The 20,262-nt window shown below is 69.0% G+C and carries 21 protein-coding genes; 13 read left to right on the top strand and 8 right to left on the bottom strand.

Annotation, left to right across the window (positions count from 1 at the left end; all coding sequences use genetic code 11):
- Positions 1-62 precede the first annotated feature (62 nt).
- Entirely contained in the window at positions 63-848 is a 786-nt protein-coding gene (locus ACZ5ZX_RS11115; RefSeq protein WP_465501840.1) for a thioesterase family protein, read from the bottom strand.
- A 9-nt stretch (positions 849-857) separates the two neighbouring features.
- On the bottom strand, positions 858-1,751 hold the full coding sequence (locus tag ACZ5ZX_RS11120; protein WP_465501841.1) for a RecB family exonuclease: 894 nt from the start codon (positions 1,749-1,751) through the stop codon (positions 858-860).
- Positions 1,752-1,880: 129 nt separating this feature from the next.
- Between ACZ5ZX_RS11120 and ACZ5ZX_RS11125 the strand changes: the two genes are divergently transcribed.
- Entirely contained in the window at positions 1,881-3,032 is a 1,152-nt protein-coding gene (locus ACZ5ZX_RS11125) for a site-2 protease family protein (RefSeq protein ID WP_465501842.1), read from the top strand.
- Positions 3,033-3,093: 61 nt separating this feature from the next.
- Complete coding sequence (locus tag ACZ5ZX_RS11130) at positions 3,094-3,918, top strand: tRNA (adenine-N1)-methyltransferase (protein WP_465501843.1); 825 nt, start codon at positions 3,094-3,096, stop codon at positions 3,916-3,918.
- A gap of 9 nt (positions 3,919-3,927) precedes the next feature.
- Here the strand turns inward: ACZ5ZX_RS11130 and ACZ5ZX_RS11135 are convergent, their stop codons facing one another.
- Together ACZ5ZX_RS11135 and ACZ5ZX_RS11140 are read right to left on the bottom strand one after the other, a co-directional pair.
- The gene (locus ACZ5ZX_RS11135; protein WP_465501844.1) at positions 3,928-4,377 is read right to left on the bottom strand and encodes a hypothetical protein; all 450 of its coding nucleotides are present in this window, start codon (positions 4,375-4,377) and stop codon (positions 3,928-3,930) included.
- 10 nt (positions 4,378-4,387) lie between these two features.
- Positions 4,388-5,221, bottom strand: coding sequence for a hypothetical protein (locus ACZ5ZX_RS11140; RefSeq protein WP_465501845.1), 834 nt, complete (start codon positions 5,219-5,221; stop codon positions 4,388-4,390).
- Positions 5,222-5,584: 363 nt separating this feature from the next.
- Between ACZ5ZX_RS11140 and arc the strand changes: the two genes are divergently transcribed.
- A complete protein-coding gene (arc, locus tag ACZ5ZX_RS11145; protein WP_465501846.1) occupies positions 5,585-7,387 on the top strand; it encodes a proteasome ATPase in 1,803 nt (600 codons plus the stop codon).
- A 57-nt stretch (positions 7,388-7,444) separates the two neighbouring features.
- On the opposite strand, the gene ACZ5ZX_RS11150 is transcribed toward arc, so the two are convergent.
- Positions 7,445-8,356, bottom strand: coding sequence for a DMT family transporter (locus ACZ5ZX_RS11150; RefSeq protein ID WP_465501847.1), 912 nt, complete (start codon positions 8,354-8,356; stop codon positions 7,445-7,447).
- Between the two features lie 141 nt (positions 8,357-8,497).
- On the opposite strand from ACZ5ZX_RS11150, the gene ACZ5ZX_RS11155 reads away from it, so the two are divergent.
- Genes ACZ5ZX_RS11155 through ACZ5ZX_RS11165 form a run of 3 tightly spaced genes read left to right on the top strand, consistent with a single transcriptional unit; the run spans position 8,498 to position 10,450 of the window.
- Positions 8,498-8,842, top strand: coding sequence for a hypothetical protein (locus ACZ5ZX_RS11155; protein ID WP_465501848.1), 345 nt, complete (start codon positions 8,498-8,500; stop codon positions 8,840-8,842).
- Positions 8,839-9,792 (top strand): aldo/keto reductase, encoded by a 954-nt coding sequence (locus tag ACZ5ZX_RS11160; protein ID WP_465501849.1) that lies wholly within the window; start codon positions 8,839-8,841, stop codon positions 9,790-9,792. Before ACZ5ZX_RS11155 ends, ACZ5ZX_RS11160 begins: the two co-directional genes overlap by 4 nt.
- A 55-nt stretch (positions 9,793-9,847) precedes the next feature.
- A complete protein-coding gene (locus ACZ5ZX_RS11165) occupies positions 9,848-10,450 on the top strand; it encodes a hypothetical protein (RefSeq protein ID WP_465501850.1) in 603 nt (200 codons plus the stop codon).
- On the opposite strand, the gene ACZ5ZX_RS11170 is transcribed toward ACZ5ZX_RS11165, so the two are convergent.
- Positions 10,412-10,963, bottom strand: a complete 552-nt coding sequence (locus ACZ5ZX_RS11170) for an NUDIX hydrolase (RefSeq protein WP_465501851.1) — start codon at positions 10,961-10,963, stop codon at positions 10,412-10,414. The genes ACZ5ZX_RS11165 and ACZ5ZX_RS11170 overlap by 39 nt on opposite strands.
- A gap of 43 nt (positions 10,964-11,006) precedes the next feature.
- On the opposite strand from ACZ5ZX_RS11170, the gene dop reads away from it, so the two are divergent.
- From dop to prcA, 4 genes are all read left to right on the top strand, one after another.
- Positions 11,007-12,509 (top strand): depupylase/deamidase Dop, encoded by a 1,503-nt coding sequence (dop, locus tag ACZ5ZX_RS11175; RefSeq protein ID WP_465501852.1) that lies wholly within the window; start codon positions 11,007-11,009, stop codon positions 12,507-12,509.
- A gap of 97 nt (positions 12,510-12,606) precedes the next feature.
- On the top strand, positions 12,607-12,801 hold the full coding sequence (locus ACZ5ZX_RS11180) for a ubiquitin-like protein Pup (RefSeq protein WP_037319666.1): 195 nt from the start codon (positions 12,607-12,609) through the stop codon (positions 12,799-12,801).
- A gap of 73 nt (positions 12,802-12,874) precedes the next feature.
- A complete protein-coding gene (gene prcB, locus ACZ5ZX_RS11185; protein WP_465501853.1) occupies positions 12,875-13,711 on the top strand; it encodes a proteasome subunit beta in 837 nt (278 codons plus the stop codon).
- A 51-nt stretch (positions 13,712-13,762) separates the two neighbouring features.
- Positions 13,763-14,524 (top strand): proteasome subunit alpha, encoded by a 762-nt coding sequence (gene prcA, locus ACZ5ZX_RS11190; RefSeq protein WP_465501854.1) that lies wholly within the window; start codon positions 13,763-13,765, stop codon positions 14,522-14,524.
- Positions 14,525-14,605: 81 nt separating this feature from the next.
- Here prcA and ACZ5ZX_RS11195 read toward each other — a convergent pair whose 3' ends face one another.
- Positions 14,606-16,084 (bottom strand): phosphatase PAP2 family protein, encoded by a 1,479-nt coding sequence (locus ACZ5ZX_RS11195; RefSeq protein ID WP_465501855.1) that lies wholly within the window; start codon positions 16,082-16,084, stop codon positions 14,606-14,608.
- Positions 16,085-16,231: 147 nt separating this feature from the next.
- On the opposite strand from ACZ5ZX_RS11195, the gene pafA reads away from it, so the two are divergent.
- Together pafA and ACZ5ZX_RS11205 are read left to right on the top strand one after the other, a co-directional pair.
- A complete protein-coding gene (gene pafA, locus ACZ5ZX_RS11200) occupies positions 16,232-17,590 on the top strand; it encodes a Pup--protein ligase (protein WP_007035399.1) in 1,359 nt (452 codons plus the stop codon).
- 79 nt (positions 17,591-17,669) lie between these two features.
- Entirely contained in the window at positions 17,670-18,710 is a 1,041-nt protein-coding gene (locus ACZ5ZX_RS11205) for a WD40/YVTN/BNR-like repeat-containing protein (RefSeq protein ID WP_465501856.1), read from the top strand.
- A 4-nt stretch (positions 18,711-18,714) separates the two neighbouring features.
- Here the strand turns inward: ACZ5ZX_RS11205 and ACZ5ZX_RS11210 are convergent, their stop codons facing one another.
- Positions 18,715-19,293, bottom strand: coding sequence for a TetR/AcrR family transcriptional regulator (locus tag ACZ5ZX_RS11210; RefSeq protein ID WP_465501857.1), 579 nt, complete (start codon positions 19,291-19,293; stop codon positions 18,715-18,717).
- 70 nt (positions 19,294-19,363) lie between these two features.
- Here ACZ5ZX_RS11210 and ACZ5ZX_RS11215 point away from each other — a divergent pair, with 70 nt between their 5' ends.
- Positions 19,364-20,257 (top strand): NADP-dependent oxidoreductase, encoded by an 894-nt coding sequence (locus tag ACZ5ZX_RS11215; protein WP_465501858.1) that lies wholly within the window; start codon positions 19,364-19,366, stop codon positions 20,255-20,257.
- Positions 20,258-20,262: the final 5 nt, after the last annotated feature.

Below are 20,262 nucleotides of genomic sequence, written 5' to 3' on the forward strand. Positions count from 1 at the left end.
AGCGCTCCCTGCGTCTGTTGTTCCGGGAAGGCTATTGGAAACACGCCGAGAAAGCGCGTCTATCAGCCCGCCTGTCGCGGCCGCACCAGCAACGCCTGTGCTCCGGAGGCGAGTGGTCCGGACGTGTCGTGCAGCGTGGTCGTCGCCGTGCCGATGCCGTTCGGGCCGACCAGGGTGGCCGCGTCAACGCCGATCCAGTCACCCAGTGGTGGTCGCCGGAGGTGCACGGTCAGCTCCGAGTTGATGAACCACCACTCCCGTGGGTCGAGGAAGTTCGAGATCCCGTTGCCGGAATCCGCCAGGACGAACAGCCGCTGCAACGCGCTCGGTTTCTCCCCGTCCACGAGGGCGACGCGCTGACGTCCCCAGACCGTCGCGGGACCGGGTTCGTCGAGCGCGCCCCGGACCCGCCGCCACTCGACGGCGTCCAGATAACCGCCGTGCCAGCCTTCGGGCCAGTTCGACGCCGGGAGATCGTCCGGCGACGGCAGGGCCGGGCCCTCGGGGGTGGCCACCGGCGTGGTGTCCGAGGTCGCGATGCGCCACGCGGAGGCTCTCGCGACGGCCCGTTCACCGTGGACGAGTTCGGCTTCCAGCCACTCGACCGACCGGCCTGGCCGCTTCACCGACGCCCGCACCGAAAGCTCCTTCAACGGCGCCGGACCGAGGATCTCGATCGTCACCCTGGCGAGCTGGCTCGCGTGTGGTGCGTCGATCTCTTCGAGCGCGCGGACCAGCAACGCCGAGGGCGGCCCGAAATGCTGCGCGTCCGGGGACCACGGGCCCGCGGTGTGCTCGGTCGGGACGAACTTCCCGTCGCCCGAGGGAACGTAAAAGGCCTCTGTCACACCGGCACTCTAATCCGCACGGTCCAAAACGGACTCCTCACCGGGGTCCGGCTCGGGCCAGCCGGGATAGGGCGGGGGAGTGCCGCCGTACTGCGGGCAGAGCGCCTGGTGATCGCACCACGCGCAGAGTTTGCTCGGATTGGGCCGGAAATCGCCGGTCTTGCCCGCTTTGAGGATCGCCTGCCAGATCGCTTCGAGCGTGCGCTCGAACCGGACCAGCTCGGCCTCGTCAGGGGTGTACGCCAGTGACTGCCCGTCGGTGAGGTACATCAGTTTCAGCTGACGCGGCACGACACCGCGCAGCCGCCACAGGACCACGGCGTAGAACTTCATCTGGAACATCGCCTTGGCCTCGCCGATCTCGCGGGGCGCGGCGCCGGTCTTGTAGTCGACGACGCGGATCTCGCCGGTCGGCGCGACGTCCAGCCTGTCGACGTAACCCCGCAGCAGCACCCCGGAGCCCAGTTCGATCTCGACGTGCAGCTCACACGCCTCCGGCTCCAGCCGCCGCGGGTCTTCGAGCCCGAAATAGGTGTCGACGAGCTGCTCGGCCGAAGCGAGCCACGAGGTGACGGCCTCGGGATCTTCCTGGTCGAACAGTTCGATCCACTCCGGACGTTCCGCGGACAGCTCCTGCCACGCCGGCGCGAGCAACTCCTTGGCCTGCGGGGGAGTGCGATCGGCCTGCGGAAGGGAGAACAGTCGCTCCAGCACGGAATGCACCAGCGTGCCGCGCAGCTGGGCCTTCGTCGGGATCTCGGGCAGTCTGTCCACCGCGCGGAACCGGTAGAGCAGCGGGCACTGCTTGAAGTCGCTGGCACGCGACGGGGACAGGGCCGGCCGACGGCGCGGGACTTCGGCGCCGGGCGGCGGATCGGCGGTGACCGTGTCGGTGTCGGGCATGAGGGGAGGGTAGCGCCGGGTACCGACAGTTCCGTGGCCGCGACGCACCGGAGCGGGCATGACCGACACCACCCGGACGGGAAGGGCGGGTTACCGGCACCCCACACCTGGGCATCTACGCTCTGACACATGGCGGTGACGGGTGAGCAGGGCCCGCCTCGACGAGGCGTGGCACCGGAGGGCGGACTCCTGCTGTTCCGCGTCTCCGGCATCCCCGTGTTGCTGGCGCCTTCGTGGTGGATCGGCTCCCTGATCATCGTCGTGCTCTACACGCCGTTGGTCGGACGGCTCCTGCCCGGCGCGACGATGCTGACCTCGTGGCTGCTGGCGGCCGCGTTCGCGGTCCTGCTCGGACTGTCGGTGCTGGCACACGAACTCGGGCACTGCCTGGTGGCACTGCGCCTCGGCATCCCGGTCCGGCGCCTGCGGCTGTTCCTGCTCGGTGGCCTCTCCGAGGTCGCCAGGACGCCTCGCCAGCCACGGCACGAAGGACTCGTCGCCGCCGCGGGACCGGTGGTTTCGTTGCTGCTCGGCGGTTTCTGCGGGCTGCTCATGTTCGCCGTCCCGTCGGAAAGCGCGGCATGGCTGCTCATCGCCGAATGCGCCGTCGCGAACTTCGCCGTCGGGATCTTCAACCTCCTGCCCGGCTTGCCGCTCGACGGCGGACGTCTGGTTCGCGCCGGGGTGTGGGCCGCCACCGGACGCCGCGACAAGGGCACCCGCGCCGCCGTCGTCGGTGGCGGTCTCGTCGCGGCCGGACTGGTCATCTGGGCGTTGTGGGGACTGGCGGCCGGCAGCGAGGACCGCTGGCTCCGGCTCGGCGTCTGCGTCGTGACAGCGTGGTTCGTGATCCTCGGCGCGCGGAGCGAACTCGCCGCCGAAGCGCGCCGAGGCTGGCCCGAAGGCGTACGGCTGAGCGAACTCGTCCGGCCCGTTCTCCAGCTTCCCGCGGAGAGCCCCGTCTCGGACGCGCTGGCCGCTTCGGCAGGCCGCGGTGTGGTCCTGGTGCGTGCCGACGGCGTCGCGGCCGGGCTGCTCGACGAGACCGCCGCCGCGCAGCTGGCCGGGACCTCACCGCACGCGCCCGCGGAGATGGCCGCGGAGCCGATCCGTGCCGACACCGTGCTGCTCTCCTCGGAATCGGGGGAGGAGATCGCCGAGCGGGTCCGGGAAACCGCCGCGTGGCAGTTCCTCGTCGTGGACGACGAAGGCAGGCCCGCCGGGGTGCTCCGCCGCGAGGACCTGCGCGCCGCGATGACCCGGAGCCGACCCCCGGCGTAGCGCGATCCGGCCACCTGCGAGGATCGATCGTCGATCAAGTGTTTGCGGCTATGGAGGTTCAGTGTCGGTCCGTGGGCCGTTTCGTGTTGGTGACCGGGTTCAGCTGACCGACTCCAAGGGGCGGCACTACACCATGGTCCTCGCCGAGGGACAGCAGTACCACACCCATCGTGGCGCGCTGGCGCACGACGACGTGATCGGGGCGCAGGAGGGTTCGGTCGTCACTTCGGCGGGCGGCAGCCACTACCTGGCGCTGCGTCCGCTGCTGCCGGACTACGTGCTGTCGATGCCGCGCGGTGCGCAGGTGATCTACCCGAAGGACGCCGCGCAGATCGTGATGTGGGGCGACATCTACCCGGGCGCGCGGGTGCTCGAGGCCGGTGCCGGTTCCGGCGCGCTGACCTGTTCGCTGTTGCGGGCGGTCGGCTCGGAGGGCACCGTGCAGTCCTACGAGATCCGGGACGACCACGCCGAGCACGCCGAACGGAACGTGGAGAAGTTCTTCGGGACCAAACCGGACAACTGGTCGCTGACGGTCGCGGATCTTTCGACGCACACCGGCGAGGTCGACCGGGTGGTGCTCGACATGCTCGCGCCATGGGACCAGCTGGAAACGGTCGCCGCGCATCTGGTGCCCGGCGGCGTGCTGACGGTTTATGTGGCGACGGTCACACAGCTGTCGCGGATCACGGAAGCCTTGCGGGACCAGCAGTGCTGGACCGAGCCGGAGTCATGGGAGACGCTCATGCGGCCGTGGCACGTGGTGAGCCTCGCGGTGCGGCCGGACCACCGGATGGTCGCGCACACCGCGTTCCTGCTGACGGCACGCCGTCTCGCCGACGGAACCGTCTCGCCGCGGGTCCACCGCCGCTCCGGCAAGGGCTGACGCGGGAGATCACGGCACGCACCACTTCCCGTCCCGTTTCTTGAGCGGGAACGGGGTGTCCTTCCGACCGCCCGCGCCTTCGACGTGCACGGTCACGGTGGCCGAGTCGCCACCGACGGTCGGCGGATCCGGGACGGTCGCGCTCACCTTGCCCGCGGCCTCCCACTTCCGTTTCAGCTCGGCCAGGTCGGCCGTCGACTGCTGGACGCAGGTGAGGGTGCCGAACGCCGTCGCGTCGTGGTTGGCGATGGCCGCGGCGATCGCTTTGCCGACCACCTCCACCGCGGCCACGTCCGGATCCACCGGGACCGGACGGGACGAGTTCGGCCCCGGTGGGGCGGGCGCCGTGCTCGACGCGGCCGGGTCGGAGCCGGACGGGGCCACCAGCAGCAGCCCCACCACGACACCCACCACGACCGCGCCGCATCCGGCGAGAACGGCGATCAGCCTGCTGGACACCGGCTTCGGGTCAGCGCTTCTTCGCGCCGGTGAAGCACCAGAGGTCGGATTCCTTCTTGAAGGCGAGGATCCCCGATTCGGTCTTGCCGTTCGTGGTGGCCGTGATCGGGAGCGTCGCCGAGTCCCCGGTGGTCGCCAGCTCCCCGCTCTTCACGATCTTCAGGTCCTTGGCGATCGAGATGTCGTCCTTGGTGTTCACGCTGCGGCAGGCCGACTGCGCGACGGTCTTGCCATCGCCCGAGTTGTAGGCGTTGAACACGGCGTCCGCGACCTCTTCCGGCGTCGCCTTGCCCAGCGGAGCCGGGCCGGTGCCCTTCGGGGACGACGACGTGCTCGGCGAACTGGACTTGGTCCGGGTCGAGGAGCTGGAGGACTTGGGCGCGGACGAGGTCGGCGCCGCGCTGCTGGAGCCGGCGGGCGGTGCGGCGGTCTTGTCGTCGTCACCCGAGTTCAGCGCGATGACCAGCGCGGTGACCCCGCCGCCGACCAGGACGACCGCACCGATCGCGATACCGACGATCAGCCCGGTCTTCTTTTTCTTCGGCGGCTCACCGTAGCCGCCTTCCTGCGGGTAGGCGTTGTAGCCGCCCTGTTGCTGACCGTACGGATCCGGCTGGCCGAACTGCTGCGTGGCGCCGGGATAGCCCTGCTGGGGCTGGGGGCCGCTCTGCGGGTATCCGCCCTGCTGGCCGTACTGGTCCTGCCCGTACTGACCGGGCTGCTGGCCGTACTGGCCGCCCCCGGGGTAGCCCTGCTGCGGCTGGGGGCCGCTCTGCGGGTACCCGCCCTGTTGGCCGTACGGGTCTTGCCCGTAGCCGCCGGGCTGCTGCGGCGGGTAAGTCATGGCTGTTGCCCCCTAGCTGTTCTGCGAAAATGCTCAACACGACAGGCCGGTCCGCCGACCCGGCGAACGTCGGCCCGATGCTAGCCATCGACCCGGATCGCCGCTCGATTAGGGCCGAACTGATACCGGAAACCCGTTTGCACCCGTCCGGGGCCGGGTATTCCGGCGCAGGTCAGGGCAGGTGGACGGATTGTGACCATGGGAGTGTCGGACCCGGCACCGGGATGGCCCCTTGCGCGGCGGGAACGTACGTGCAGTCGGGTCGCCCAGAACGCGACGCGCCGATCTTGTGATGCGGAAAGGCCTTTTATTGTCGGTGATCGCCGGTACCGTGGAATGAAAAGCACTCCGAGGAGGTGCCCAATGCATCATGACCTTCCCGGAGGTCGGCGCGAGGAGGCCGACCCTTCAGAAACGACCGGAGCTGGAACAACGTCCGACGAGCAGGCACGCCAGATTCGCTTCCTCGAGGAGGAAGTGGCCTTGCTGCGCCGGAAGCTCACCGATTCGCCACGTCAGAACCGAGTGCTGGAGCAGCGACTCGCCGAAGCGTCGGAACGCGTGAGCCAACTCACCGAACGCAACACGAAGCTGGTCGAGACGCTCCGAGAGGCGCGTGGCCAGTTACTGGCGTTGCGAGAGGAGGTCGACAGGCTGGCCCAGCCTCCGAGCGGTTACGGCGTGTTCGTGACCGCGTACGAGGACAACACGGTGGATGTCTTCACCGCGGGCCGCAAGATGCGGGTTTCGGTCTCACCCGCGGTCGAGGTCTCGACACTGCAGCGCGGACAGGCGTTGCGGCTCAACGAGGCACTCACCGTCGTCGAAGGCGGCGACTTCGAAAAGATCGGCGAGGTCTGCGCGCTGCGCGAGGTACTGGCCCCGGACGTCGAGGGCGGCAGCCCCCGTGCGCTCGTGGTGGGACACGCGGACGAGGAGCGGGTCGTCCTGCTCTCCGATCCGCTGGCCGAACAGCACCTCAAGCCGGGCGATTCCCTGCTGGTGGACTCGAAAGCCGGTTACGCCTACGAGCGCGTGCCGAAGGCGGAGGTCGAGGATCTCGTGCTGGAGGAGGTGCCCGACGTCCGGTACGAGGACATCGGTGGCCTCACCCGGCAGATCGAGCAGATCCGCGACGCCGTCGAGCTTCCGTTCCTGCACGCGGATCTCTACCAGGAGTACCAGCTGCGCCCGCCGAAGGGCGTGCTGCTCTACGGGCCTCCTGGCTGCGGTAAGACCCTCATCGCCAAGGCGGTGGCCAACTCGCTCGCCAAGAAGGTCGCGGAAGCCCGCGGCGACAAGGCGGACGGGAAGTCCTACTTCCTGAACATCAAGGGTCCGGAGCTGTTGAACAAGTTCGTCGGGGAGACCGAGCGGCATATCCGCCTGATCTTCCAGCGAGCTCGGGAAAAGGCCTCCGAAGGCACTCCGGTGATCGTGTTCTTCGACGAGATGGACTCGATCTTCCGCACCCGCGGGTCGGGCGTGTCCTCCGATGTGGAGACCACGATCGTCCCGCAGCTGCTCTCGGAGATCGACGGTGTCGAGGGCCTGGAGAACGTCATCGTCATCGGCGCCTCCAACCGTGAGGACATGATCGACCCGGCGATCCTGCGGCCGGGCCGGCTCGACGTCAAGATCAAGATCGAGCGTCCGGACGCCGAAGGCGCGAAGGACATCTTCTCCAAGTACCTGTCCGACGGTCTGCCGATCCACGCGGACGACCTCGCCGAATTCGGCGGCGACCGCCGGGCGACGTTCGACGCGATGATCCAGCACACGGTCGAGCGGATGTACGAGGAGACGGACGAGAACCGGTTCCTCGAGGTCACCTACGCCAACGGTGACAAGGAGGTCCTGTACTTCCGTGACTTCAACTCGGGCGCGATGATCCAGAACATCGTGGACCGGGCGAAGAAGTCGGCCATCAAGTCGGTGCTGGAAACCCAGCAGCCCGGCTTGCGCGTGCAGCATCTGCTGGACGCGATCGTGGACGAGTTCGCGGAGAACGAGGACCTGCCGAACACGACCAACCCCGATGACTGGGCCCGGATCTCCGGTAAGAAGGGCGAGCGGATCGTCTACATCCGCACGCTCGTCACCGGCAAGAACCAGGATTCCGGGCGGGCGATCGACACCGCCACGAACACCGGTCAGTACCTGTAATAGACACCGAAGGGCCCTTCACCGCACGCCATGCGGTGAAGGGCCCTTCGGTGTGTCTTAGGCGGGCACGGGTTCCTGGACCTTCTTGCGCACGCTCAGCCGCCCGTGTGCGGCCAGGATCCCGAGAACGACGAGCAACGCGCCGACGGGCTGGTTCCACGCCAAGGGTTCGTCGAGGACCAGGACACCGAGCAGTACGCCGACAACAGGTGTGAGGTAGGTCACCGCCGACGCGTTCGACGCGCCCCACGCCGCGATGATCGAGGCGTTCCAGGCGTAGGCGAGGCCCGTGCCCAGTGCGCCGAGCGCGATCATGCTGAGGACGATCGGCGTGTCGAGGCGCACCGGCGACGTCGCGATGAACGGCGCCAACGCCAGCATCACCACGGCACCGCAGCTGACCTGTCCGAGCGCGATGGTCGGCGCGTCGAGGTTCCGCCAGGAGATGAACCGGCGGACGTAGACGAACGAGATCCCGTAGCAGGTCGTCGCGCCGAGGCAGGCCAGCTGCGCCGTCAGTTCGTGGGAGACGTCGATGCCTTGCCACACCCCGACGATCGTGAGTACGCCGAGGAAACCGAGGATCAGGCCGGCGGTGCGGGCCTTCGTGAACCGCTCGGAGGGCAGGGCCGCCGCGGCGATGAGCATGGTGATCAGCGGGGTCGTCGCGTTGAAGATGCTGGCCAGCCCGGAGGAGATGTACTGCTCGGCCCAGGAGAACAACAGGAACGGGATGACGCACAGCAGCACGGAGACGACCGCGAGGTGACCCCAGAGCACCGGATCACGGGGAAGTGGCTTTCGCCGCCAGGCGGCGATCGCGATCAGCGCCACCGCGCCGAGACAGACGCGGGAGAGCGCCACTTGAGCGGGCGACAGGCCGGTGAGACCGACCTTGATGAACAGAAAACTCGCACCCCACACGATCGCGAGTGCCGCGAACCGGATCGCGATACCGAAACGTCCCAATTGTCCTTCTCCTGAGTCCTGATCCCCGGCTCAGTGAATCGGGAATCCACTGTGTACTCCAGCGGTTTTCCGACGATGTGTTTCATCCCTCCGCGTGGCGGTCCTCTTCGAGGTGCGTATAACGACCTATACTCATCGGCCGTGAGCGAAACCTCCGGGCGCCCGCGCGCGCCGATCACCGAAGCCGATGTCCTGGCGTGGCTGGAAACGACGGCGGCCGCCGTCGGAGCGGGGGAGGTGAGCGCCCCGGAACTCATCGAACTGCTGGGGGAGTTACGGCGCGCCTCCGCGGCCTGCGCCGACGCGTCCGACTGGGCGCTGCTCGCCGCCAGGGAAGAGGGCGCCAGCCTCCGTCAGATCGCGCCGGTCTTCGGCAAGGGTTACGTTCGGGCCCCGGCCGCCCGCCTCGAAAAGCTCCATCGGCAGGCACAGAACTCGAGCCAGTGGCTCGCGATCCTCCGCCACAAGAACGAAGGAATCCGGTGACAGATTCGGAAATCCCCGTCGGCGAACGGATCGCCGTCGGACTGGCCGCGCTCGGCAGGCCCGCGTACATCAATCTCGGCCGGGTCGACGCGCTGCCGCCGGGGCGCGGGTTCGACGCGATGCGCGCGGCGACCTACGACGTGCTTGACGACGCGTACCGCGCCGGCGTCCGCTGGATCGATGTCGCCCGTTCGTATGGTTCCTCGGAGGAGTTCCTCGCCGGCTGGCTCGCCGATCGCGCCCACGCGGACGTCACCGTGTCGAGTAAATGGGGCTACCGCTACGTGGGGGAGTGGAAACTCGACGCGGAAGTGCACGAGGTCAAGGAGCACACCGCCGCCCGGTTCGCCGAACAGTGGGCGGAAACCGTTGGCCTGCTCGGGAAAGCGGTGTCGCTCTACCAGGTCCACTCGCTCACCGTGGACAGTCCGCTGTTCACCGACGAGCGGTTGATCGGCGCGCTGGCCGAACTGGCCGCCGACGGTGTCCCGGTGGGATTCTCCACGTCCGGGCCGGCACAGGCCGCCGCCGTCCGCCGCGCGTTCGAACTGGAAGTGGCCGGCACGCCGGTCTTCAGCGCCGTGCAGTCCACGTGGAACCTGCTCGAACCCTCGGCAGGCCCCGCGCTGGCGGAAGCACACGCGGCCGGGAAACGGGTCCTGGTCAAGGAAACCGTCGCCAACGGACGCCTCGTGGTCGAGCCGCCTTCGGTGCTCGCCCGGATCGCGCGGGAGCACGAGACCGGCCCGGACGCGGTGGCGATCTCGGCGGTGCTGGCGCGGGAATGGGGGCCGGTGGCGGTCATCGGTCCGTCGAGCACGGCCCAGCTCGCGGAGAATCTCCTTGCCGTCAAGGTGAAGCTGACCGCGGACGAGCTCGCGGAGCTGGGCGGACTCGCCGAAGAACCCGCCGCCTACTGGCGGCACAGGTCCTGCCTCGGCTGGCACTGACGGACTGGTCTAGTCTCGCGGCAAATCACTGGCGGGACACCGGGGAGGCTTGAGGGTGCGTCATCGGCAGGTGCTCGCGGTGGCGACGGTCGCGCTGTTCGGTTTGTCGGGATGCGCCGACCGTCCCAACGACCTCGACACCTATTACGACGACCCGGCGCCGACGCCGACGGTCGAACCCACGCAGCCTTCGGTCAAGCCGCAGGCCGCGCCGGTGCCGCCGTCGACCTCGGCCCCGGTGCCCGCGGCCGTTTCCGCCGCGCTGCTGACCGACGAGGACGTCGCCGAGGAAGAGGTCGTCCCCAGCGAGAGCAAGGTGTCCGGCTGTCTGACCGGCCTCACCCGCGGCACGAGCCGCTCGACGGCGTGGTCGTATCCGAGCGGCTCGACGCTGGAGCATCAGGTCACCGAGTACACCGACCGCGACGCCTCGGAGGTCGTCACCCGGGCGGACTGCGAGGGCAAGAAACTCACCTTGACGAGGCAGTCGGGCGTCGAAGCACAGCGCGCCTGGTGTGAAGGCACGACGTGCACGGTGCTGCTCGCCAAGGGGAAGCTCGTTTCCGCGCTCAGCGTGACCGCCGGGACCGAGGCGCGGGCGACCGACGCGGCGCGGCGGTTACTGCCGATCGTCGCGCAGCGCCTCCGTTCGGCCTAGGGCGTCTTCCCGCCGGAACCACTCCAACGCGCCGAGCCGTCCGTCCGGGACGAACCGGCTCTCCGGATCCTCGAGCCACGAACGCAACTCGTCCAGTGTCAGCCATCGTCCTTCGACGACTTCGGACGGCTGATGTACGAAGGGGCCGTCCCAGCGGGTCTCGAAGGCGAAGTTGTGGCACCGGATCGTGCCGTCGTCGGTGAGGTGGACGAAAAGCGGCTGTAGTTCCGCTCCGTGAACACCGAGTTCTTCAGCCAGTTCACGGCGTGCGCAGTCCTCCGGGGTCTCGCCCGCCGCGACGATGCCGCCGGCCCAGCAGTCCCAAGTGGAGGGATAGACGTCCTTCGTGGGCGTGCGCAAGTGCACGTAGACGGAGTTTCCGTCACTCGAACGGACCAAGACCACGCCGGCGGCGTGCCACAGGTTCTCGGCACGCACCCGGGAGCGGACGGCCGCCCCCACCGCGGTTCCGCCGAGGTCATAGAGCGCAACGAGTTCGTCACTGCCTGACATGGGGGGCATCGTCGCACGGCTCCGACCCCGTAGGGTGGTGGGTATGCGGCGGATCATGGGAACCGAAGTCGAGTACGGCATCGCGGTGCCGGGCGACGCGACGGCGAACCCGGTACTCACCTCGACTCAGGTCGTGCTGGCCTACGCGGCCGCGGCCGACATCCCGCGAGCGAGGCGGGCGCGATGGGACTACGAGGTCGAATCGCCCTTGCGTGACGCCCGCGGGTTCGATCTGACCGGGCCGAGCGGCCCCGGTCACGACCCGGACGTCGAGGACCTTGGCGCGGCCAACGTGATCCTGACCAACGGCGCGCGGCTGTACGTCGACCACGCTCACCCCGAGTACTCGGCACCCGAGGTGACGAACGCGCGCGACGCGGTCATCTGGGACAAGGCGGGCGAACGGGTCATGGAGGAGGCGGCGCGCAAGGCCGCCACCGTCCCCGGCCAGCCACGTTTGCAGCTGTACAAGAACAACGTCGACGGCAAGGGCGCGAGCTACGGCACGCACGAGAACTACCTGATGCAGCGGTCGACGCCGTTCACCGCGGTGATCGCCGGGCTGACGCCGTTCTTCGCCTCCCGTCAGGTGATGACCGGTTCGGGCCGGGTCGGTATCGGTCAGCAGAGCGAGGAAGCCGGTTTCCAGCTCTCGCAGCGCTCCGACTACATCGAGGTCGAGGTCGGCCTGGAGACCACGCTCAAACGCGGGATCATCAACACCCGCGACGAGCCGCACGCCGACGCGGACAAGTACCGCAGGCTGCACGTCATCATCGGGGACGCGAACCTGGCCGAGTACTCGACCTATCTCAAGGTCGGGACGACGGCGCTGGTGCTGGACCTGATCGAGGCTGGCATCCGGTTCGACGACCTCAAGCTGGACGAGCCGGTGCGGGCGGTGCACCAGATCAGCCACGACCCGACGCTGAAGGCGAAGGTGTCGCTGGCCAACGGACGGAAGTACACCGGGCTGGACCTGCAGTTCGCCTATCACGAGATCGCGTCGGCGAATCTGGAGCGCACCGGCGCGGACGAGGCCTCCAAGGAGGTCCTGCGGGTCTGGGGCGAGATCCTGGACGCGCTGGCGCGGGACCCCCAGGAATGCGCGGACAGGCTGGACTGGCCCGCCAAGCTGCGGTTGCTCGAGGGCTACCGCGCGCGGGACCAGCTGGGCTGGGGCGCGCCGCGATTGCGGCTGGTCGACCTGCAGTACTCGGATGTCCGGCTGGACAAGGGCCTGTACAACAGGCTCGTCACCAGGGGTTCGATGAAGCGCCTGGTGACCGAGGAGGAGGTGCTGGAGGCGGTCACGACGCCGCCTTCGGACACCAGGGCCTATTTCCGGGGCCGCACGCTGGAGAAGTACGCCAACTCCATCGCCGCGGCGTCGTGGGATTCGGTCATCTTCGACGTCGGCAGGGAGTCGCTGGTGCGGATCCCGACGTTGGAGCCGCTGCGGGGCACGAAGGCCCACGTGGGGAAGTTGCTGGACGACTCCGCGACCGCCGAAGAGCTGGTGGAGGCGCTCACCGGTTCGGACTAGCGGGTTTTCCTTTCCTCGGTGTTAAGCGATCACAGGTCCCACGGAATGTCGGGGCCGCTGGGTAGGCTAGGAAACATCGGCTAGACCGGGAGGCGAGATGGCTCAGGAAAAGATCGAAAAGCACGGCGGCGGCGACTCGGACGAAGAGTTCGAGGACGGCGGTCCGGCGGGCCAGGAGCGACGCGAGAAGCTCGGTGAGGACGTCGACACGATCCTCGACGAGATCGACGACGTGCTCGAGGAGAACGCCGAGGACTTCGTCCGCGCGTACGTGCAAAAGGGCGGCGAGTAGCTCGTCTTCCGGCGGCCCGCGCGGCCGCCGGTGCGGAGCCGGCGGATCACACAGATTGGAACTTTGAGCACGTATGGAACACACCTCGGGTAAGTCGGCGCTGCCCGCCGCGTACTTCTCGTCTGCGACCTCGTCGTTCTCGGATTTCCTTCGGGCGCAGGCGCCCGAGCTGCTCCCTGAGCGGCGGGTCGCGGCCGGGGCGGCCGGTCTCGACGCGCCGCACGGTACGACGATCGTCGCGGTCAAGTTCGCGGGCGGGGTGCTGATCGCCGGTGACCGGCGGGCGACGTCGGGCAACCTGATCGCTTCGCGCGACATGGAGAAGGTGCACGTCACCGACGAGTATTCGGCGGTGGGGATCGCGGGTTCGGCCGGGCTGGCGATCGAGATGGTGCGGCTGTACGCGGTCGAACTGGCGCACTACGAGAAGATCGAGGGTGTTTCGCTCTCGCTCGACGGTAAGACGAACAAGCTCGCCGGGCTGGTGAAGTCCAACCTGGAGATGGCGATGGCCGGCCTGGCCGTGCTGCCGTTGTTCGTCGGCTACGACCTCGAAGCGGAGGACGCCAAGCACGCGGGCAGGATCGTGTCGTACGACCCCACGGGCGGGCGTTACGAGGAGCGCGCGGGGTATCACGCCATCGGTTCGGGTTCGCTGTTCGCGAAGGGCGCGCTGAAGAAGCTGTACGACCCGGACGCGGATGCCGAAGGCGCGATCCGCGTGGCGGTCGAGGCGCTGTACGACGCGGCGGACGACGACAGCGCGACCGGCGGGCCGGATCTGGTGCGCCGGATCTTCCCGACGGTCGTCACGGTCACCGCGGAACAGGGCGCCGTCGCCGTGCCGGTGGAGCAGACGACGGCGGTCGCCGAGGCCGTCGTGGCCGCGCGGGCCGAGCGCGGGCGCTAGCCCTCTTCCCAGTCCCTTGCCGATGAGAGCCAGAAAGAGCGGAGCACCACAGTGACGATGCCGTTGTACGCCTCTCCCGAGCAGCTGATGCGGGAGCGTTCCGAGATCGCGCGCAAGGGCATCGCGCGCGGCCGGAGCGTGGTCGTGCTCAAGTACCGCGGTGGCGTGCTGTTCGTGGCCGAGAACCCCTCGGCGACGTTGCACAAGGTGTCGGAGATCTACGACCGGATCGGTTTCGCCGCCGTGGGCCGGTACAGCGAGTTCGAGAACCTGCGGGTCGCCGGTATCCGGCACGCGGACCTGAAGGGCTACCAGTACGACCGCCGGGACGTCAGCGCGCGTGCGCTGGCGAACGCGTACGCCGCGACGCTGGGCAGCATCTTCACCGAGCAGCTGAAGCCGTTCGAGGTGGAGGTCTGTGTCGCCGAGGTCGGCGCGACCGCGGCCGAAGACCAGCTGTACCGGTTGACCTACGACGGTTCGATCTACGACGAGCCGAAGTTCGTCGTGATGGGCGGTCAGGCCGACACGCTCACCACGAAGCTCAAGGACAGCTTCGAGCCGGACATGGAGCTGGCGGACGCGCTCGGGGTCGCGGTGAAGGCGTTGCGCGCCAACACCCCGGCGCCCACGAACGGCGACTCGGACCCGGTGAAGCTCGAGGTCGCGGTCCTGGAGCGGGAGCGGCGCGGCCGCAAGTTCCGGCGGGTCGCCGGAGCGGCGCTGGACGCGCTGCTGCCCCCCGAGCCGGAAGCGCCGGAGAAGGACGAGGCCGAGGGCGACAAGCCCGAAGGTGAGTCCAAGAAGGACTGAGCCGGCTAAGCCGTGAAGGCCTCCTTCCCTACTCTCAAGGTAGGGAAGGAGGCCTTCACGGATTTCGGGGCTTACCTGTCCTCAGAGCCGGTAGATGGTCAGCGCGCTGGGCCGCGACCGGAACCGGAAGTCCTTGCCGAGCGGTCCGACCTCGCCGTCGGTGGCGACCCGGCGGTTGCCGTCGAGCAGCCGGACGTGCAGTTCCGGCAGGTCGAGTTCCTGATAGACGTGGCTGGCGTTGAGGCTGTTCGTGATCATGGCCAGGATGAACCGCGCCCGCGAGTAGGGCAGGTCGGCGCGCAGGTAGCGGACGTCGAGCAGGCCGGTGTCGAGCGCCGGGCGGTGCGAGGGCGCGAGTCCCTTCGGCGCGTAGGTGCCGTTGCCGACGAACAGCAGCCAGATGCTGGCGTGCTTGCCGTTGAGGGTCACTTCCAGCGGTTTCGCGCGCCGGAGCGTGCGCGCGAGCGCGATCGCCGCGGACGGCCACTTGGGATGCCGTTTCTGGAGCTTTTCCCGTAGCCGCACCATCTCCGGGTAGCCGCCGAGGCTCGCGGTGTTGACGAAGTAGCGGTGGTCGTCCTGGTCGTTGATCTCGACTTCGCCGAGGTCGACGCCGACGGCGTTGCCCGCCTCGGTGGCGGCGTCGGCGTCGGGCATGGAACGCATGCCGACGTCGCGCGCGAAGTGGTTGAGGGTGCCCGCCGGGATGAGCGCGAGCGGCAGGTCGTGGTCGGCCGCGACGGCGGCCACCGCGGCGACCGTCCCGTCCCCGCCCGCGACGCCGAGCGCCCGCACGGTGTTGTCACGGGCGGCGATCTCGTCGCAGAGCTGTTCGCGCAAGTCCTGTTTGGGGTCCGGATACAGCAGGGTGGCCTTGGGCCAGGCGAAGCGGACGTCGTCGGTCGGGTCGCGGCCGTCGATCCCGGAGAGCGGGTTGACCAGGACCAGCATGTCCTCGCCGTCGCGCATTTCGGGGGCTTCGGCGGTGTGCGCGGTGCGCCCGGGGACGTCGGGATTCAACGGCCACCAGTGCCGGGTGAGCAGGCCCGCGCCGATGCCGACGCCGATCCCCACGCCGACATCACTGGGCCAGTGGACGCCGGTGTGGACCCGGGAGTAGGCCACGGCGGCGGCCAACGGGACCAGCGCCGCGCCGGTTTTGGGGGATTCCATCGCGACGGCCGTGACGAAGGCGGCCGCGGACGCCGAGTGCCCGGAGGGGAACGACGACGAGGTCGGACGCCGGACGAGGCGCCGGTGCATCGGCACCTCTTCGGCCGCGGGGCGGCGGCGGGGGAACAGCGGCTTGCCGACCAGGTTCGCCGCGGCGCTGGCCCCCGCGATGGCGGCCACGCCACGGAGCGCGCCCCGGCGGGTCGGCCCCTTCTTCGCCGCGAGAAGGACGGCGACACACCACCAGAGTTTGGATTTGTCCGCACTTTTGGAAAGTGCCGTGATCACGTCGTCGGCCTTGGTCCTGGGTAGTGCCGCACTCCGGGCCATCAGCCGCCGGTCGGTCCGGCCGACCTTGCGGAAAGGGCGTTTGAGCTGCTTTAACACGGTTTCACCGCTTCCGGGTCAGGTCGACATGTGCGTGATACCCGATCGGGACTTTCCGCACACCTTTCACCGAATGCAACGTACCGACCGCGTGTCGACGCCCGAACGGCGCACCGTCAGCGGGGCCTCACCGCCTACTCTGGTGGGATGCAGCGGCGGATCTTTGGCATCGAGACCGAATTCGGGGTCACGTGCACCTTTCACGGGCAACGCAGGCTCTCCCCGGATGAAGTGGCGCGTTACCTGTTTCGGCGTGTCGTGTCCTGGGGACGTTCGTCGAACGTCTTCCTGTCGAACGGCTCCCGGCTCTATCTCGACGTGGGTTCCCACCCGGAATACGCCACGGCCGAATGTGACGACCTCGTGCAGCTCGTCACGCACGACAAGGCCGGGGAGCGGATCCTCGAGGACCTCCTGGTCGACGCCGAGCGGCGGCTGGCGGACGAGGGCATCGGCGGCGACATCTTCCTGTTCAAGAACAACACCGACTCGGCGGGCAACTCCTACGGCTGTCACGAGAACTACCTGGTGACCCGTGCCGGGGAGTTCTCCCGGATCGCGGACGTGCTGCTGCCGTTCCTGGTGACCCGGCAGCTGATCTGCGGCGCGGGCAAGGTGCTGCAGACTCCGCGCGGCGCGGTGTACTGCCTGTCCCAGCGAGCGGAACACATCTGGGAAGGCGTGTCCAGCGCGACCACGCGTTCCCGGCCGATCATCAACACCCGCGACGAACCGCACGCCGACGCCGAGCGCTACCGGCGCCTGCACGTGATCGTCGGCGACTCGAACATGGCCGAACCGACCACGATGCTGAAGGTCGGGTCGGCGAACCTGGTGCTGGAGATGATCGAGGCGGGTGTCCAGTTCCGCGACTTCACCCTGGACAACCCGATAAGGGCGATCCGCGAGATCAGCCACGATCTCACCGGCCGTCGCCAGGTGCGGCTCGCCGGCGGCCGGGAGGCGTCCGCGCTGGACATCCAGCGTGAGTACCACGCCCGCGCCGTCCAGCATGTCAAGGAGACCGGTTCCTCGCCGCAGTCCGAGCGGGTCGTCGAGCTGTGGGGCCGGGCACTGGAGGCCGTCGAGCAGCAGGACTTCAGCAAGATCGACACCGAGATCGACTGGGCGATCAAGCACCGGCTGGTCGAGCGCTACCGCAACAAGCACGACCTCGACCTGTCGAGCCCGCGGATCGCGCAGCTCGACCTGGCCTATCACGACATCCGGCGCGGCCGCGGCATCTTCGACCTGCTGCAGCGCAAGGGGCTGGTCCGCCGGGTCACCGACGATGGCGAGATCGAATTGGCCAAGGACACCCCGCCGCAGACCACGCGGGCGAAGCTGCGCGGTGACTTCATCGCCGCCGCGCAGGCCGCCGGGCGGGACTTCACCGTGGACTGGGTGCACCTCAAGCTGAACGACCAGGCGCAGCGGACCGTGCTGTGCAAGGACCCGTTCCGCTCGGTCGACGAGCGGGTAGAGCGGCTGATCAGCTCACTCTGATTGGTCCGTGAGGGCCACCTCGAGGGAATCAGAGTCCCTTAAGGTGGCCCTCACGGATCTTCGAGGGAGAGGTGCGCCGATGCGCCGTGCGTTGCTGGTCCTGCTGGGAGCCATCGTCCCGTTGGCGTTCACCGGTGTCGCGCAGGCCGCGCCGGACTGTCCCGATCCCGTCTGGACGGAGACCCCGACCGGCACGGACGCCCAGCTGCGCGGTCTCTCGGCGGTGGATTCCCGTACGGCGTGGGTCAGCGGCAGCAAGGGCACCGTCCTGCGCACCACCGACCGCGGCCGCACCTGGCAGTCCGTCGCCCCGCCCGGCACCGCGGCGCTCGACTTCCGCGACATCGAGGCCTTCGACGCCGATCACGCCGTCGCGCTGTCCATCGGTCCTGGGGACGCGTCGCGGATTTACCGCACCGACAACGGCGGCAAGAGCTGGCGACTGTCCTTCCAGAACGCCGAACCGGCCGCCTTCTACGACTGCCTCGCGTTCTTCGACCACCGCCGTGGCCTCGCGATGAGCGATCCGGTCGACGGGAAGTTCCGCCTGCAGTCCACTTCGGACGGCGGCCGCACCTGGCAGCAGGTGCCCGCCGAAGGCATGGTCCCCGCGCTGGAGGGCGAGTTCGGCTTCGCCGCCAGTGGCCAGTGCCTCACCACGTCGGGCCCGCGCGACGCGTGGATCGCCACCGGCGGCGGTGCCCGTGCCCGGGTCCTGCATTCGGGCGACGGCGGGAAGACCTGGGAAGCGGCCGACACGCCGTTGCCCAGTGGCGCCTCCGCCGGGGTCTTCTCCGTGACGTTCCGGGATCCGCGGCACGGTGTCGCCATCGGCGGTGACTACGCGGCACCTAACGCGCCCGGACCCGCTGTGGCGTTGAGCGCGGACAAGGGACGCACCTGGCGGACGCCGTCAGAGGCTCCCGTCGGTTACCGCTCGGGGCTGGCCTGGCTGGGGAACACGGTCATCGCCGTCGGGCCCGGCGGCAGCGATCTGAGCCCGGACGGCGGACGGCACTGGAAGTCCTTCGACACGGGCTCGCTCGACTCTGTCGATTGCGCTCGCGGTGCGTGCTGGGCGAGCGGCGCGAAGGGCAGGGCCGCAGCCCTCCGCTTTTAGTCCTCTAAACGCGGTCAGTGGAGGCCCAGGCCGCCTCGATCATCCGGAAGATCTCGTCCACCGCGGCGTCCGGATCGCCCGCCTCGCGGGCCAGCGAATGAGCGTCGACCACGAACCGCGCGATCGTGCGGCAGGCCGTCGTGGGCCGCGGCGCGCCGATGTCGGCGGCGATGGCCGCCGCCAGCGACTTCGCGTGGCGGAGCCTCATCAACTCTTCGTACTCGCGCAGCGCGGATGACCCGTCGATCATGCGCCAGACCGGGGCGGCGTCGGCCGAGGCGCAGTGGCGCACCTGGGTCAGGATCTCGCGGCGCAGCGCGGCGATGAGCGGCTCGCCCGGAGCGCGGTCGGTGACCGCCTTGGTGAGGCCGTGCTCGAAGTCCGCGTCCAGCTCGAACACGAGTGCCTCTTTCGAGGCGAAGTGGGAGAAGAGCGTCGTGACGGCCACGTCGGCCTCCGTGGCCACGTCGCGAATGCCGACTTCGTCGTACCCGCGTTCCAGGAAGAGGCGTAACGCGGTTTCAGCGATCTTCTGACGCGTCGCGGCCTTTTTGCGCTCACGGCGCCCCAGCGGCTCTGTCATGACCGAACACTATCAGATACAAAACAGTAGCTGTTTCAAAACCCTAACCGTTAGTGCTACGGTCGATCGTATGAAGAGAGTGAGTTTCGCCGAGTTCGGTGGTCCCGATGTCTTGCAGCTCCTGGATACGGAGGAGCCGCACGCGGGCCCCGGCCAGGTACGTGTCGCGGTGCGGGCGGCGGGGGTGAACCCCGTCGATTGGAGACTGCGCGAGGGGCAGGTCCTGGGCGCTCATCCGATCAAGTTGCCGTCCGGGGTCGGACTGGACGCCGCCGGCGTGGTGGACGAGATCGGGGAGGGCGTCGAAGGGGTGGAGATCGGGGACCCCGTGTTCGGCGAAGGTTCGAGTACTTATGCCGAGTTCGCCGTGCTGACGGCTTGGGCCCGGATGCCCGAGGGGCTGACGTTCGAAGAGGCTGCCGGGTACCCCTCCGTGGTGGAAACCGCGCTCCGTCTCGTCCGTGAGGTCGGGGTCGAGCCGGGGCAGACGTTGCTGGTCAGCGGCGCGTCCGGCGGCGTTGGATCGGCGGTGCTGCAGATCGCCCGCGACCGCGGCGTCAAGGTGATCGGGACCGCGGGCGCGGCGAACCAGGACTACCTGCGCGGCCTTGGCGCCCTCGCCACGACGTATGGCGAGGGCTGGGTCGAGCGGGTGCGCGAGCTGGGCCGGGTCGACGCGGCCCTCGATCTGGCGGGCTCAGGAGTGATCCGTGAACTCGTCGAGTTGACCGGGGACCCGCGGAAGGTCGTCTCCATCGCCGATCTCGGTGCGCCGGACCTCGGCGTCCGGTTCTCCGGCGTGGCCGGGAGCGTGCCGGACGCGCTCGCCGAGGCCGCCGATCTCATCGCGCGAGGAAGACTGCGCATCCCGGTCGAGAAGTCGTACTCGCTCGCCGAGGCCGCGCAGGCGCAGATCGACAGCCAGGCGGGGCACACGCGCGGACGCCGGGTCATCCTCGTCTGAAGGGG

Source organism: Amycolatopsis sp. NPDC033938, from assembly GCF_055575975.1.

Excerpts from the sequence above, each read along its gene's own strand:
- ACZ5ZX_RS11120 (WP_465501841.1), bottom strand. The coding sequence starts at position 1,751 with ATGCCCGACACCGACACGGTCACCGCCGATCCGCCGCCCGGCGCCGAA.
- ACZ5ZX_RS11140 (WP_465501845.1), bottom strand. The coding sequence starts at position 5,221 with ATGACTTACCCGCCGCAGCAGCCCGGCGGCTACGGGCAAGACCCGTAC.
- ACZ5ZX_RS11210 (WP_465501857.1), bottom strand. The coding sequence starts at position 19,293 with ATGACAGAGCCGCTGGGGCGCCGTGAGCGCAAAAAGGCCGCGACGCGT.
- ACZ5ZX_RS11125 (WP_465501842.1), top strand. The coding sequence starts at position 1,881 with ATGGCGGTGACGGGTGAGCAGGGCCCGCCTCGACGAGGCGTGGCACCG.
- pafA (WP_007035399.1), top strand. The coding sequence starts at position 16,232 with ATGCAGCGGCGGATCTTTGGCATCGAGACCGAATTCGGGGTCACGTGC.
- ACZ5ZX_RS11205 (WP_465501856.1), top strand. The coding sequence starts at position 17,670 with ATGCGCCGTGCGTTGCTGGTCCTGCTGGGAGCCATCGTCCCGTTGGCG.
- arc (WP_465501846.1), top strand. The coding sequence starts at position 5,585 with ATGCATCATGACCTTCCCGGAGGTCGGCGCGAGGAGGCCGACCCTTCA.
- ACZ5ZX_RS11215 (WP_465501858.1), top strand. The coding sequence starts at position 19,364 with ATGAAGAGAGTGAGTTTCGCCGAGTTCGGTGGTCCCGATGTCTTGCAG.
- ACZ5ZX_RS11170 (WP_465501851.1), bottom strand. The coding sequence starts at position 10,963 with ATGTCAGGCAGTGACGAACTCGTTGCGCTCTATGACCTCGGCGGAACC.
- prcB (WP_465501853.1), top strand. The coding sequence starts at position 12,875 with ATGGAACACACCTCGGGTAAGTCGGCGCTGCCCGCCGCGTACTTCTCG.
- dop (WP_465501852.1), top strand. The coding sequence starts at position 11,007 with ATGCGGCGGATCATGGGAACCGAAGTCGAGTACGGCATCGCGGTGCCG.
- ACZ5ZX_RS11180 (WP_037319666.1), top strand. The coding sequence starts at position 12,607 with ATGGCTCAGGAAAAGATCGAAAAGCACGGCGGCGGCGACTCGGACGAA.